Source organism: Ideonella sp. FW305-24 (assembly GCF_058788035.1).
In genome coordinates this window covers 209,689-223,926 of sequence record NZ_JBYTAI010000003.1, presented here as the reverse complement: position 1 = coordinate 223,926, position 14,238 = coordinate 209,689, and the positions used below count along the sequence as shown (strand labels likewise).

At 68.2% G+C, this 14,238-nt stretch carries 12 protein-coding genes and 1 tRNA gene; 9 read left to right on the top strand and 4 right to left on the bottom strand.

Annotated elements, in window-relative coordinates; genetic code table 11:
* Nucleotides 1–68 precede the first annotated feature (68 nt).
* Nucleotides 69–938 (bottom strand): CheR family methyltransferase, encoded by an 870-nt coding sequence (locus AC3WR5_RS09905; protein ID WP_492483954.1) that lies wholly within the window; start codon nt 936–938, stop codon nt 69–71.
* Between the two features lie 235 nt (nt 939–1,173).
* On the opposite strand from AC3WR5_RS09905, the gene AC3WR5_RS09900 reads away from it, so the two are divergent.
* The 3 genes from AC3WR5_RS09900 (at nt 1,174) to AC3WR5_RS09890 (ending at nt 3,202) form a co-directional block, all read left to right on the top strand.
* Nucleotides 1,174–1,893, top strand: a complete 720-nt coding sequence (locus tag AC3WR5_RS09900) for a GGDEF domain-containing protein (protein ID WP_141289883.1) — start codon at nt 1,174–1,176, stop codon at nt 1,891–1,893.
* Between the two features lie 26 nt (nt 1,894–1,919).
* Nucleotides 1,920–2,705, top strand: coding sequence for a MinD/ParA family protein (locus AC3WR5_RS09895; RefSeq protein WP_492483952.1), 786 nt, complete (start codon nt 1,920–1,922; stop codon nt 2,703–2,705).
* 77 nt (nt 2,706–2,782) lie between these two features.
* Nucleotides 2,783–3,202: a group II truncated hemoglobin gene (locus tag AC3WR5_RS09890; protein WP_492483950.1), complete on the top strand. Its 420-nt coding sequence runs from the start codon at nt 2,783–2,785 to the stop codon at nt 3,200–3,202.
* Nucleotides 3,203–3,216: 14 nt separating this feature from the next.
* Here the strand turns inward: AC3WR5_RS09890 and AC3WR5_RS09885 are convergent, their stop codons facing one another.
* From AC3WR5_RS09885 to radC, 3 genes are all read right to left on the bottom strand, one after another.
* Nucleotides 3,217–3,753 (bottom strand): TlpA family protein disulfide reductase, encoded by a 537-nt coding sequence (locus AC3WR5_RS09885; RefSeq protein ID WP_492483948.1) that lies wholly within the window; start codon nt 3,751–3,753, stop codon nt 3,217–3,219.
* Nucleotides 3,754–3,846: 93 nt separating this feature from the next.
* Nucleotides 3,847–4,536: a Smr/MutS family protein gene (locus AC3WR5_RS09880; protein WP_492483946.1), complete on the bottom strand. Its 690-nt coding sequence runs from the start codon at nt 4,534–4,536 to the stop codon at nt 3,847–3,849.
* Between the two features lie 121 nt (nt 4,537–4,657).
* Nucleotides 4,658–5,332 carry a RadC family protein gene (gene radC / locus AC3WR5_RS09875; RefSeq protein WP_492483944.1) on the bottom strand — a complete coding sequence of 225 codons (675 nt, stop codon included), beginning with the start codon at nt 5,330–5,332 and terminating at the stop codon, nt 4,658–4,660.
* A 110-nt stretch (nt 5,333–5,442) separates the two neighbouring features.
* On the opposite strand from radC, the gene AC3WR5_RS09870 reads away from it, so the two are divergent.
* The 6 genes from AC3WR5_RS09870 to AC3WR5_RS09845 all read left to right on the top strand — a co-directional run bounded on the left by AC3WR5_RS09870 (nt 5,443) and on the right by AC3WR5_RS09845 (nt 14,228).
* Nucleotides 5,443–5,886, top strand: coding sequence for an FKBP-type peptidyl-prolyl cis-trans isomerase (locus tag AC3WR5_RS09870; RefSeq protein ID WP_141290125.1), 444 nt, complete (start codon nt 5,443–5,445; stop codon nt 5,884–5,886).
* Nucleotides 5,887–5,906: 20 nt separating this feature from the next.
* Complete coding sequence (gene ispH, locus AC3WR5_RS09865) at nt 5,907–6,890, top strand: 4-hydroxy-3-methylbut-2-enyl diphosphate reductase (RefSeq protein WP_141290127.1); 984 nt, start codon at nt 5,907–5,909, stop codon at nt 6,888–6,890.
* Between the two features lie 109 nt (nt 6,891–6,999).
* Nucleotides 7,000–8,328, top strand: a complete 1,329-nt coding sequence (serS, locus tag AC3WR5_RS09860) for a serine--tRNA ligase (protein ID WP_141290126.1) — start codon at nt 7,000–7,002, stop codon at nt 8,326–8,328.
* 71 nt (nt 8,329–8,399) lie between these two features.
* Nucleotides 8,400–12,647: a DEAD/DEAH box helicase gene (locus AC3WR5_RS09855; RefSeq protein WP_492483942.1), complete on the top strand. Its 4,248-nt coding sequence runs from the start codon at nt 8,400–8,402 to the stop codon at nt 12,645–12,647.
* A gap of 84 nt (nt 12,648–12,731) precedes the next feature.
* Nucleotides 12,732–12,819 (top strand) — tRNA-Ser (locus AC3WR5_RS09850).
* 176 nt (nt 12,820–12,995) lie between these two features.
* Nucleotides 12,996–14,228, top strand: coding sequence for a tyrosine-type recombinase/integrase (locus AC3WR5_RS09845; protein ID WP_492483940.1), 1,233 nt, complete (start codon nt 12,996–12,998; stop codon nt 14,226–14,228).
* The last annotated feature ends 10 nt before the right edge of the window (nt 14,229–14,238 follow it).

The window sequence follows — 14,238 nt, the reverse complement described above, 5'->3', positions numbered from 1 at the left end:
CATGGGCTGGGTTCCGTCAGTCGCAAAAATCAGAGGAGGCGAGGGTGCTGCTGCAAGCGCGGCAGGCGTCACACATGTTGGTAGATCGTCTTGCCGCGCAGCGTGAACAGGTCGCGCGCGTCGGTGAAGTTCTCGGAGTGGCCGACAAACAGCAGCCCGCCCGGCTTCATCACGCTGTGGATGCGCTCCAGCACCTTGCGCTGCGTGTCGTGGTCGAAATAAATCATCACGTTGCGGCAGAACACCATGTCGAACGGCTCGCCCATGGCCCAGCGCGGGGTCATCAGGTTGAAAGGCTTGAACTCGACCATCTGCGCCAGCTCAGGCTTGACGCGGATGAAGCCGCTGTTGGCCCCGGTGCCGCGCATGAAGTGGCGCTTCAGCCGCTCAGGCGACAGGCCGCGCGAGTCGGCTGCGTACACGCCCTGGCGGGCGGTGGCCAGCACCTTGGTGTCGATGTCGCTGGCGGTCAGGCGTGCGCCGCTGCGCTCGCCCAGCGACTCTGCCAGCGTCATCAGGATGGAATAGGGCTCTTCGCCGGTCGAGGCGGCACAGCACCAGATGCGCGGCGCCTTGCCGCCCATGCCGCGCAGGGCTTCGGCCAGCGCGTGGAAGTGATGTTCTTCGCGGAAGAAGGAGGTCAGGTTGGTGGTCAGGCAGTTGATGAACTGCTGCCATTCCTCGTCGCCCGACGGGCCGGTGGCGCTCTCCAGCCACTGCAGGTAGTCCTTGAAGCTGCGGTGGCCGGTCTCGCGCAGCCGGCGCGACAGCCGGCTGTAGACCATCGCCCGCTTGCCCTCGTGCAGGCTGATGCCGGCACGCTGGTAGATCAGCTTGCGCACCCGCTCGAAGTCGGCCGAGGCAAAGGTGAACTCCTGCTCCCCGAGGTCGGTCTCGCCACCGGCCGGGCTTCGCTGTGCTTCAAGGGATGCGTTCATGATGTCTCTGTGTGGCGGGTGCGGCCTGCGGTTCGCCCACGAATGGCGTACCGCTGCCCGGCACGGATGTCCGCAGGTGTGGCGATGGCTGGCAGTCTTGCAAATTGGCCCCAGCCCGAGGGTCGGAGTTAGCGGGCATTCGCATCTCTTTTTCGGCCTGTTGGTGCCGGTAGCGCACTGCTAGACTGATTCGAAATTCCCTTGTGTCAGCAGTAATTCACACTCCGTGAGCGCTTTGCCCGAATCCCTCCCCCCCGCGGACCCCGCTGCGCTGCAGCTGGACCGGGCGCTGCAGTTGCTGCAGCAGTCGGGTCGCGACGCCTTGCCCGGCGCGCCGGGCAGCGCCGCGTGGCTGCAGGCGGTGATCGACGGCCTGTGCGAGATCTCCAGTCGCGACGCCCTGACCGGGCTGTCCAACCGCCGTGCCTTCGAGGCCGCGTTGAACCGTGAAATCGACCGCGTGGCCCGCTCCGGCGAGCCGGCGCTGCTGCTGATGCTGGACATTGACCATTTCAAGCGCGTCAACGACCATCACGGCCACATCGTCGGCGATCAGGTGATCCGCGCGGTCGCCGAATGCCTGGCCGAATGCGTGCGGCCGATGGACTTGCCGGCCCGCATTGGCGGCGAGGAATTCGCCGTCATCCTGCCCAATTGCCCGCCCGCCTTTGGCCAGACCGTGGCCGAGCGGATACGCCAGCGCATCGAGCAGAAGGTCATCACCGCCGGGCTCTCGCTGCGCCTTGGCATCACCGTCAGCGTTGGTGGGGCCTATGCGCCGCAGTGGGTGCGTTCCACGCCTGCGCTGTGGACCGAACGCGCCGACCTGCAGCTCTACCGCGCCAAGTCCGAAGGCCGCAACCGAACCTGTCTGGAGCCCACGCCTGTGTCCAACGTCAGTGCCGAAGAGAAGGGCCTGCTGTTCGGGACCACCATGCCTGGGGATCTCGAATGAGTGCCGTGTCTTCCAACCCGTCTCCCATGAGTGAACTCCCTGCTGCCAGCGGCACCCGCCGCGCACGCATCACCGCCGTCACCAGCGGCAAGGGTGGCGTCGGCAAGACCTTTGTCTCGGCCAACCTCGCGGCTGCGCTGGTGCGCCGCGGAGAGAAGGTGTTGGTGCTGGACGCCGACCTCGGCCTGGCCAACCTCGACGTGGTGCTGAACCTCTTCCCCAAGATCACGCTGCACGACGTCTTCACCGGCAAGCACAAGCTCGAAGAGGCCGTGATGGCCGCGCCCGGCGGCTTCCACGTGCTGCTGGCAGGCTCCGGCATGGTCGAATACTCGCGGCTCACGCCCGAAGTGCGCGACCAGCTGGTCGATGTGATCCAGCAGATGCGCCCGCGCTTCGACCGCATCCTGCTGGACACCGGCGCCGGCATTTCCGACGTGGTGCTCTACACCGTTTCGCTGGCCGACGAGGTGCTGGTCGTGGCCACGCCCGAACCCACCTCGCTCACCGACGCCTACGCCACCATCAAGGTGCTGGCCACGACCCAGGGCCGGCGCGACCTGAAGCTGCTGGTCAACCAGGTCACCCAGACCGGCGAAGGCCGCACCATCCGCGGCCAACTGCAGCAGGTCGTGGACCGCTATGTGACGCCCAGCCTGGAGGCGCCACTGAAGCTGGAGTTCGTCGGCGAAATTCCGGTGGACGCTGCGGTCCGCGACGCCGTGCGGCGTCGACAATTGATGCTGGAGTGCTTTCCCGGCAGTGCCGCTTCGCAGGCCGTGCTGGCCGTGGCGACCCGCCTGACCAGCTGAAGGGGCTGCCTTTTCCCTTGCCAACGCGCTGCCCGGCAGCGCGTTGGTGTTTTGGCCCACCGTTTTTCAATCCAACCGTGACCGACGTCCCCACCGACACCGCCGCTGCAGAGGCAGCCGCCACCCCCTTCCTGCAGCTCGGCGGTGAACCCGGCGTGCGTGCGCTCGTGGACCGGTTCTACGATTTGATGGACCTCGAACCGTCTTTCGCCCGCTTGCGCGAAGTGCACGGCAGCACGCTGGACGATGCCCGCGACAAGCTGTTCTGGTTCCTCTGCGGCTGGCTGGGCGGACCCAGCCACTACATCGAACGCTTCGGCCACCCGCGCCTGCGCGCCCGGCACCTGCCGTTCTCCATCGGCCAGGTCGAGCGGGACCAGTGGCTGGCCTGCATGTTCCAGGCGATGGAAGACCGGGCGGTGCCGGCCGAATTGAAGGCCAGGCTGGAGCGATCGCTGTTCGAAACTGCCGACTGGATGCGCAACCGGCCCCACTGAACGCATGCGTCAGCTCAGGGCAGCAGGTCCGCGATCCTGTCCCAGGCCTCGGCCGGAATGCGGCCTTCCCAGCTGTCGACCACCAGGCCTTGCACGTCCACCAGTACCGACAACGGCCAGTGCTGGGGTTCACCGCGCAGGTTGTCGGCAAAGCCCGAACCGCCGCGCCACAGCACCGGGCCCTGGCGCGCTTGTGGTTGGGCCTGCATCAGCACTTGCCAGTAGCGCTGCGCTGGCTCGCGCTGGCGGTCCACCTGCACCATCACCAGCGTGAACGGCCGGTGCCGCCATCCGGCCACGTTGGCGCGCAGCTCGGGCAGCTTGTCCAGGCAGACCGCGCAGCCGGTGTGCCAGTAGTACACCAATGCCACCTGGCCGCGCAGGCTGGCGAGTGAAAATGCCGGGCCGGGCTCCAGGGGCTGGCCTTGCAACTGCAGTGTGCTGCCGGCCGGCGGCGCCGCCGGCGAGGCGGCGTGGGCCGTGGCGAAGCCAATGGCAAAGAGGAGCGTGCCGGCAAGACGGGCGGACGAGGTGGCGCGGCGGTGGTGCATGCAAGGCCTTGGCGGAAGCGACGAGGGAACGGTTCAGTCGTCCGGGCGCGCCGTGAACTTACAGGGTGAAGGCAGAAAGATGGCCGCTGGCAATCAACTCGCGTCGGGCGCAATGGCGGATGCGGGCCTTTGGCTCGGCCGGTGGCCGTCCCGGCTGCCCAGCAGCACGATCAACGCGCCTGCGCCGCCTTGCGGCCCGGCGGCCTGCGCAAACGCGATCACCTCGCTGCGCTGCGCCAGCCAGCGCTGCACCTTGGACTTCAGTACCGGCTCGCGGCCCGGTGAGCCGTGGCCCTTGCCGTGCACCACGCGCAGGCAGCGTCGGCTGTGCTGGTGGGCCAGTCGGACGAAATCGGACAGTGCATCACGCGCCTCGTCGCGCCGCATGCCGTGCAGGTCCAGTTCGCCCTGGATGGACCAGTGGCCCTTGCGCAGCTTGGCCAGCACGGCTTCGCTGACGTCGGGCCGGCGGTAGCTCAGCCCGTCGTCCGTCAGCAGCAGCGATTCGACGTCCACCTCGTCCGACAGCGCCTCACGCAGTGCCGCTTGCTCGTCCAGCTCGCGCTGGCGCGGCTCGGGCGGCGGCAGCTGCCGGCTGGATTGGGCGCGACCGCTGGGTTTCATCGGCCGCACCGGCCCCACGCTGCTGGTGAACAGGTTGCGCTCGCGCTCGCGACGGGCCCGCTCGACCGCCTGGCGCGCCCGCTCGGCGGCGGCCTGCGCTTCGGCCTCGCGCAAGGCGTCGCGCAGCCGCCCCAACTCCTTCAGGCCATTGACTTTCACGGCACATCCTCGCTGGCCAATCCGTTTGGCAGCCGCTTGCTTGCGCTTGGCGGCTGCTCACTGCTGCCAAGCCTACAACAGCCTCGCTACCCGACTGCCCGGGCGGGTCAGCGGCAGCGGGTCAGATCAACCCACGTTCCGCGAAGCTCACCACCTGGCCGGCACCCACCACCAGGTGGTCCAGCACCCGCACGTCCACCATCTGCAGCGCGGCCTTCAGCGATTGCGTGAGGTATTCGTCTGCCTTGGACGGCTCCGCCAGGCCGGATGGGTGGTTGTGCGCCAGGATCAGCGCGCCGGCATTCAGCGCCAGCGCCAGCTTGACGATTTCGCGCGGGTAGACGCTGGTCTGCGACAGCGTGCCCTGGAACAGCTCGCGCCATTCGATCAGCCGGTGCTGGCTGTCCAGGAACAGCACTCCGAACACCTCCTGTTCGCGGCGCGCGAGCTGCAGGGACACGAAGTCCTTCACACGGCCGGGGCTGTCGAACACCGGGCCGCGCTGCATGGGCTGCAGCAGCGCGCGGCGGGCCATTTCCATCACCGCGGCCAGCTCGGCACGCTTGGCCGGGCCCAGGCCCTTGACGCGGCGGAAGTCGTCCGGACTGGCCTGCAGCAGGCCGCCGAAGCCGTCGAATGTGGTCAGCAGTTCGCCGGCCATCACCAGCACGCCCTTGCCCTGGATGCCGGTGCGCAGCAGCAGCGCCAGCAGCTCGGCGTCGGCCAGCGCTGCCGGGCCTTGCGCCAGCAGCTTTTCGCGCGGCCGAAGTGCAGCCGGCACGTCTTTCATGTCCATGGACACCCTCCCTGGGTGATGCTTGTCGTGTGGTGTTCGGGGCGCCGCATCGTTCTGTGTCGGGGTCGCCCTTAAAATCGTTTCCAGATTACCAGTACAGGCAGCGCCTTGTGAACACCATCCAGCCGGGATCCTTCCTGACTTTGCACTACCGGCTCGCGGGCCCGGACGGCGCCGACGTCGTCACCACCTTCAACGACAAGCCGGCCACACTGACGCTGGGCGCAGGGCAACTGGCGCCTGCCATCGAGGCGCGCCTGCTCGGCCTGGAAGAGGGCGTGCGCACGAGCTTCGTGCTCGAACCGGGCGAGGCCTTCGGCCCGCGCAACCCGGAGATGCTGCAGCGCGTCAAGCGTGGCCTGCTGGCCGAGCATGGCGACCCGCAGGCCGAGTACCATCTGGGCGATGTGGTCGAGTTCCCCACGCCGGACGGCACCGGCCGCTTTGCCGGCGTGATCCGCGAGCTGGGTGGCGACTGGTTGCTGTTCGACTTCAACCACCCGCTGGCCGGCGCTGCCGTGACCTTCGAGGTGCAGGTGATTGGCGTGCTATGAATTCCGCTGTGACCGCTCCCATGACGCCGGTGACCGAGGCCCAGCCCGGTGACATCCTGCTGGCCGAGCCGCGCGGCTTCTGCGCCGGCGTGGACAGGGCGATCGAGATCGTCGAGCGCGCGCTGCTCAAATTCGGCGCGCCGATCTATGTGCGCCACGAGATTGTGCACAACACCTACGTGGTCAACGACCTGAAGCAGAAGGGCGCGATCTTCATCGAGGAGCTGTCCGACGTGCCGCCCGGCGCCACGCTGATCTTCTCGGCCCACGGCGTGTCCAAGGCCGTGCAGCAGGAGGCCGCTGCGCGCGGCTTCCAGATCTACGACGCGACCTGCCCGCTGGTCACCAAAGTCCACGTCGAAGTGGCCAAGCTGGCGCGCGAGGGTTTCCAGTTCATCATGATCGGCCACAAGGGCCATCCGGAAGTCGAAGGCACGATGGGCCAGCTGCTGGAGGGCATCTTCCTGGTGGAGGACGTGGCCGATGTGGCCACCGCACCGGTCACCAAGCCGGACCAGCTCGCAGTCGTCACGCAGACCACGCTCAGCGTGGACGACGCGGCCGAGATCCTGGCCGCCGTGAAGGCGCGGTTCCCGAACGTGCGCGAGCCCAAGCAGCAGGACATCTGCTACGCCACGCAGAACCGCCAGGACGCTGTCAAGGTGCTGGCGCCCAAGGTGGACGTGGTGATCGTCGTCGGCAGCCCTACCAGCTCCAACAGCAACCGCCTGCGCGAGCTGGCCGAGCGCCTGGGCACGCCGGCCCACATGGTCGACTCGGCCGACGATCTGCAAGCCAGCTGGCTGGTTGACCGCCCGCGCGTGGGGCTGACGGCCGGCGCTTCGGCGCCCGACGTGCTGGTGCAGCAGGTCATTGCGCGCCTGAAGGCGCTGGGTTCGGTCTCGGTGCGCCGCCTGGCTGGTGTGCAGGAAACCATCGAATTCCCGCTGCCCAAGGGCCTGGGCGACAAGTCCATGGCCGAGTTCGCGGCTTCGCGATCTTGAGCTGGCGCCGGCCTTCGCAGCTGCCATTTCCTGCCGCGTGGCCGCTGGCCGCGCGCGATCCTTCTTGTTCCGGGCCCACGGGCCCCACCGCATTCGTAGAAAGCATCCCATGCTAGACATCAGCCTGCTGCGGCGCGACCTGCCCGCCGTCCTGGCCCGCCTCGCCACCCGCAAGGACCCGCAGCCCTTCCTCGACGAAACCCGCTTTGTCTCCCTCGAAGCCGAGCGCAAGCAGCTGCAGATGCGCACCGAGGAAATGCAGGCCCGGCGCAACAGCCTGTCCAAGCAGATCGGCATGTTGAAGGGCAAGGCCGCCAAGGGCGAAGACACCGGCGCCCAGGTCACCGAGCTGATGAACGAAGTCAACGCCATTGGCGACGAGCAGAAGGCTGGCGCCGAGCGCCTGGAAGCGCTGCAAGGCGAGCTGGCGCTGATGCTGATGGGCGTGCCCAACCTGCCGCACGAATCGGTGCCTGTGGGCGTGGACGAAGGCGGCAACGTCGAAGTGCGCGCCTGGAGCCCGAACGGCGAAGGCCCTCGCAGCTTCGACTTCCCGGTGCGCGACCACGTGGACCTGGGCGCCCCGCTGGGCCTGGATTTCGAGACTGGCGCCAAGCTCAGCGGCTCGCGCTTCACCTTCATGAAGGGCCCCATCGCCCGGCTGCACCGCGCGCTTGCCCAGTTCATGCTGGACCAGCACACGCTGCACCATGGCTACACCGAGTGCTACACGCCGTACATCGTCAACCGCGAGATCCTGGAGGGCACCGGGCAACTGCCGAAGTTCAAGGAAGACATGTTCTGGGTCAGCCGCGGTGGCGACGAAAGCCAGGCCGAGCAGTACCTGATCTCGACCTCGGAAATCTCGCTGACCAACACCGTGCGCGAGCAGATCCTCGCCGCCGACCAGCTGCCGGTGAAGCTCACCGCGCACAGCCCGTGCTTCCGCTCCGAAGCCGGCTCGGCGGGCCGCGACACCCGCGGCCTGATCCGCCAGCACCAGTTCGACAAGGTCGAGATGGTGCAGGTCACCGCGCCCGACCAGAGCCAGGACGCGCTGGAGGCGATGACACGCCACGCCGAGGCCATCCTGCAGAAGCTGGGCTTGCCGTACCGCGTGATGCTGCTGTGCACCGGTGACATGGGCTTTGGCGCCACCAAGACCTATGACCTCGAAGTGTGGGTGCCGGCGCAGAACACCTACCGCGAGATCAGCTCCTGCTCGAACATGGGCGATTTCCAGGCCCGCCGCATGCAGGCCCGCTTCAAGAACGCCCAGGGCAAGACTGAGTTCGTGCACACGCTGAACGGCTCTGGCCTGGCGGTCGGCCGCGCGCTGGTCGCCGTGCTGGAAAACTACCAGCAGGCGGACGGCTCGGTGCTGGTGCCCGATGCATTGCAGCCCTACATGGGCGACCAGACGGTGCTGAAGCCCTGAGCGCTCTGAACGACGACCCGCTGCCCGCCGGCGACGCGAGCTGGGACGCGCTCCCGCCGCTGGCCCGCGAGGTGCTCACGGCGCTGGCGCTGGGCGCAGTGCCGCGCCCGCGCACCTGGATTTTCGAGCTGCTGGCCGAGCCCACGCTGCGAAGCGAGTCCGGCCGCAGGCCGACGCAGGATGCCATCCGGCTGACCTTGCAAGCGCTGGCCAAGGCCGGCTGGGTGGAACAGGACCTGCGGCGCACCGGCTTCTGGACGCCTGCGCCCAGGGCGCTGGCCCCCGCCTGGTCTGCCCTGCTGGACCTGTCGCTGGAGACCTTGCGCAGCACGCTGGCGATGGTCGACGGCTACCCCGCGATCAGCATTGGCCATTCGCGCTATGACGGGCGCCTGCCGTCGGTCGAAGCCGCCGTCGCCCGCCTGCGCCTGGAGGCACTGAGCGGCGGTGACCTGGCGAAGCTGCGCCAGCTCGAATCGCGCCTGCCCTGGGGCTGCGACGCTGTGGAGCAACTGCTGCCGGCCGTGCTGGAAGGCCTGATGGCGCCGCCCATGGTCGACTGGCTGCACGTCGAAGTGCGTGCGCTGGCGATGCTGGACCTGGTCATGGGCTGGACCCACAACTGGCGCCTGCCCACCGGCATGGACCTGCCGGCCACCGTCAGCGCGCTGCTGCAGGAATCTGCCCGCCAGCCCAGCGAGCCGGTGTCCACCAACCTGTTGCGCTGGTGCCTGGCCGAGGCCTTCTGCTGCACCGGTGAACTGTCTCAGCTGGACGAGTTGCTGGCGCCCGCGCTGCGCCCCGCACCTGAAGGCCAGGCCGATGCCACCCTGCCGGGCCGACTGGCCATGCGGGAATGCCTGCGTGGGGTCGAGCTGGCGCATGCCGGCCAATGGGTCGAAGCCGAAACCTGTTTCGAGACCAGCCTGGCGGCGCTGCGCAAGCTCAGCGGCAAGCGGAGCCGCTTTGTCTCGACCGTCATCGGCCCGTGGTACCCGATGGCGCTGTTGGCCCAGGGCGGCCCGGAGCAGCTGCGCAAGGCACTGAAGTTCTGCCTGGCCGAAGGCGGCAAGCGCGAGCCGGTACTGGACGGGCCGTATGGCTTCATCGCGCTGGCCATCCAGATGCGGCTGGGCGACGTGCCGCGCGAGCTGGGGCCTTTCCGCCCCTACACGCTGGGCGGCAGGGTGCAGACCTCGCCGCTGGACCTGTGGCGCTGGCTGATGCGCGCATGGCTCAAGGAAGGCGCGCAGCCCGAGCCGCTGTCCATCGACGAGATGGACGCTGCGCAGCGCCTGCAGGCCCAGCTCGATGGCGCAGGGCTGGCCTTCCTGTCCGGCCAACTGCGTGCTGCGCTGCAGGTGTTGTCCGGCGAACGCGTGCAGATGGTGTTCTTCATCCGCGGCGCCCGTGAGCGCTGGGAAGTGGCGCTGGACGCACTGCGCGCGGTGGTTGCGCCCGAGCCAGCCGCGGGTGCCACGTCCTCGGATGAAACCCAGCTGCTGTGGGTGCTGGAACTGGGCCGCCAGGGCCAGGTGCTGGACCTGCAGGCCATGGAGCAGAAGCGTGGCGTGCGCGGCTGGGGCAAGCCCAAGGACGTGCCGTTGACACGGCTGCAGCGTACCGCAGAGGCACTGCCGCCACACGACGCCCGCGTGGCCCGCACGCTGAAGCAGGAAGCCTACAGCCGTCAGGTGCGTTTCGACCTCGCTGCCGCTGCTGCCGCATTGGTTGGCCACCCCGGCCTGGTGTTCGACGATGCGCTGGAGACCAAGGTCGAGCTGACCGAAGCCGGCCCCGAGCTGGACGTGACCCGTGAAGGCGAGCGCCTGCGCGTCCGCCTGTGGCCCACGCTGCAGGTGGTGGGCGATGACGCCACGCCGCGCTGGTCCGGCAGCGCCGCCGAGCAGAAGGAGCTGGACCAGCTGCGCCTGATCACCGTGGTGCGAGACAGCCCGCAACGCGCGCGGCTGATCCGCCTCACGCCGGCGCAAAAACGCGTGGCCCAGTTGCTCGGCCCCGAAGGCCTGGACATTCCGCAGCAGGGCGTGGCCCAGCTGCAGGAAGTGCTGACCGGCCTGGGCACGCATTTCCGCATCCACAGCGACGAAGCGCAGAGCGCGCAGGCCGCACGTGAGCTGACCGCGGATTCACGGCTGCGCGCCGAGCTGTCTCCCGTGGGCGATGGCCTGCAACTCCGCCTGGTCGCCGCGCCCTTTGGCCCTGACCATGCCGACGATGGCCCGCGCCTGGTGCCGGGCGGTGGTCGTGCGCGCGTGGTGGCCGCGGTCAAGGGCGAAACCATTGGCGTGCAGCGCGACCTCGCCGCAGAGCGCGAGCACCTGGACACGGTGCTGGACGCCTGCCCGATGCTGCCGCCGCTGCCTGCCGGCGCGCCCTGCGAATGGCTGCTGGACGATGCCGAACAGGCACTGACCTTGGTCGAAAGGTTGCGTCCGCTGAATGCCTTGCAGGCGCTGGACTGGCCGCAGGGCAAGGCCTTGCGCGTGGACACTGCCGGTCTCGCCCAGCTCGCGCTGAGGGTGCACACGCGCCAGGAATGGCTGGCGCTGGACGGCGACCTGGCAGTCGACGAAGCGCTGGTGCTGAGCCTGCAGCAGTTGATGGGCCTGCACAGCGGCGCCAAGAGTCGCTTCGTGCCGCTGGGCGATGGCCGCTACCTGGCGCTCACACAGGAGCTGCGCGAGCGCCTGGCCGACCTGGCCGCAGTGGCGGAAGCCAAGGCCGGCAAGGACGACCTGACGTCGCTGCGCCTGCCCAAGGTGGCCGCACCCTGGCTGCAGGAACTGGCCGAAGGCAGCCAGCTGACGGTAGACGATGCGTTTGCCCGTCGCCTGGAGGAGCTGGACGAAGCCCGGCGTGTCGTGCCCGCCTTGCCGGCCACGCTGCAGGCCAGCCTGCGGCCGTACCAGGAAGAAGGCTTCGAGTGGGCCATGCGCCTGGCATCTGCCGGCCTTGGGGCATGCCTGGCAGACGACATGGGCCTGGGCAAGACGCTGCAGGCGCTGGCGGTGCTGCTGTCGCGTGCTGCCAAGGGCCCGGCGCTGGTCGTTGCGCCCACTTCGCTGGTTGGCAACTGGCGCGCCGAGGCGCGTCGCTTCGCGCCCTCGCTCAATGTGCAGGTCTTCGGCGAAGCCGGGGCAGACCGCGCGGCCCAGATTGCGACCGACACCCCTGGCAGCGTGCTGCTGGTCTCGTACGCGCTGCTGCAGCAGGACGCCGAGCGTTTCGCCGCCCGCGAATGGGCCACGCTGGTCATGGACGAAGCCCAGGCGATCAAGAACGCCGCAGCCAAGCGCAGCCAGGCCGTGTTTGCGCTGCAGGCCCGGTTCCGCATGGCGCTTTCAGGTACCCCAATCGAGAACAGGTTGGGCGAATTGTGGTCCGTCATGCGCGCCTGCAACCCCGGTCTGCTCGGCACGATGGCACGCTTCAACGAACGCTTTGCCGGCCCCATCGAGCGCCAGCGCGACAAGACTGCCCAACGCCAGTTGCGCCGCTTGATCGCGCCCTTCATCCTGCGCCGCACCAAGGCCCAGGTGCTGGACGATTTGCCGCCGCGCACCGAGCTGATCCTGAAAATACCGCTGGAAGCGGCTGAACAGGCTCACTATGAAGCCTTGCGGCGAGATGCCTTGGTCGCGGCGGAGCGCAGCCTCTCGGGCGACGCCATCGGCCAGGCCCAGTTCAACATCCTGGCCGGGCTGACGAAGCTGCGCCGGGCCGCCTGCGACCCGCGCCTGGCCAGTCCGCACCTGAGCTTGGTCGGTGCCAAGGTCAAGGCCTTTGGCGAGCTGGCCGCGGAGCTGGTCGCCAACGGCCACAAGGCCCTGGTCTTCAGCCAGTTCGTCGACTTCCTCACGCTCTTGAAAGCGCCGCTGGATGAAGCCGGCATCGCCTACCAGTACCTGGACGGCAGCACGCCAGCAGCCGAGCGCATGAAGCGCGTCGACGCCTTCCAGGCCGGGCAGGGCGAGCTCTTCCTCATCAGCCTGAAAGCCGGCGGCTTCGGCCTGAACCTGACGGTGGCCGACTACGTGGTGATCGCCGACCCCTGGTGGAACCCCGCCGCCGAAGACCAGGCCAGCGGCCGCGCCCACCGCATCGGCCAACAGCGCCCGGTGACGGTCTACCGCCTGGTGGCCGAGGGCACGCTGGAGGAGAAGATCCTCACGCTGCACCGCGACAAGCGCGAACTCGCGGACCTGCTGCTCGAAGGCCAGGAAACCACCGCACTGCCCAGCGCAAACGAACTCATCGCCCTGATGCGCGAAGACAAGGAAGAACCGGGAGCATGAAATACTTTCCGCGAGCTTCGCGGAAGGCTCAGAACCTGAGCTAGAATGTGAGGCTTCACCCGGTGACCACGGGTGCACCTATCAGGAGAGGTGGCAGAGTGGTCGATTGTACCTGACTCGAAATCAGGCGTACGGAAACGTACCGAGGGTTCGAATCCCTCCCTCTCCGCCAAGGATAGATTCGGTAAACGTCGCAGACGGCCGCAGAATCCACGTAAGAGCCCCGCTAGTCGGGGCTTTTTCGTTTGTGGAGCGCCGCCGTTGTTCGTTGACAGCCGCGTTTTGCTGGGGGCATATTTGGGGGAACGGAGGCGCTTCGTGCCCCCAAAACTTCGAAAAGTCCCCCAGATGGCCCTGACCGATGCTGCCTGCAGAAACGCGAAATGCCCCGACGGCAGAGCCCGCGAAAGGTACTCGGACAGTGGTGGCCTGTACCTCGAAGTGCAACCCACAAAGGCAGATGGGTCAATCTCGAAGCACTGGCGCTGGAAGTACCGCTTCGGCGGCAAAGAGAAGCGGCTGGCGCTGGGCAGCTACCCCGACGTGTCGCTCAGCACAGCGCGCCGCGAGCGCGACAAGGCGCGCGACGTCTTGAAGGGCGGCAGCGATCCAGTGCAGGCCAAGAAGGACGCCAAGCTGGCAGATGCCGTTCGCATGGGCAACACCTTCGAGTCGGTGGCCCGCACGTGGTTTGACCACTGGAAAGGGCCGCGCTCGCCCAGGCATGCGGACTACGTGATCCGACGCCTCGAAGCCGATGTGTTCCCGGTGCTGGGCGCGAAGCCGATCCTCGACATCACGGCGCCGCAGCTGCTGGCAATGGCCAAGAAGATCGAGGCGCGCGGTGCCCAGGACATTGCGCGCCGGTGCTGGCAGACCTGCGGCCAGGTCTTCGAATACGCGGTGGCCCATGGCGCCATCGAGCGCAACCCTTCGAAAGACGTGAAGCCCAGCGTGGCCCTGAAGCCGCGCGACAAGCAGCACTTCGCACGTGTGGAGGGCAGGGAGCTGCCCGAGCTGCTGCGGAAGATTGAGGCCTATCCCGGCTCGCCCTTCACGCGCTTCGCCCTTCAGCTGATGACGCTGACCTTCGTGCGCACTGGCGAGCTGATCGGCGCCCGATGGGAGGAGTTCGACCTGGACGCGGCCGAGTGGCGCATCCCCGCCGTGCGGATGAAGATGCGCACGCCGCACATCGTGCCGCTGTCGACCCAGGCTGTTGACATGCTTCGGTGCCTGAACGAGCTGCGCGGCCTCAGTGGCCTGCTGTTCCCCGGCGAGCGGGATCACGAGAAGTCCATGAGCAACGGCACGATCCTGGGCGCGCTGCGCCGCATGGGCTACGCGGGCAAGATGACCGGCCACGGCTTCCGCGGCGTGGCCTCCACCGCGCTGCACGAGATGGGCTTCGACCACGCACACATCGAGCTGCAGTTGGCGCACATGGAGCGCGACGAAGTCTCGGCAGCCTACAACTTCGCCACCTACCTGCCAGCGCGGCGCAAGATGATGCAGGCCTGGGCCGATCACCTCGACCAGCTGCGCCAGGGCGCGAAGGTCTTTCCCCTGAGAGTTGCCTGACGAGCCAGGC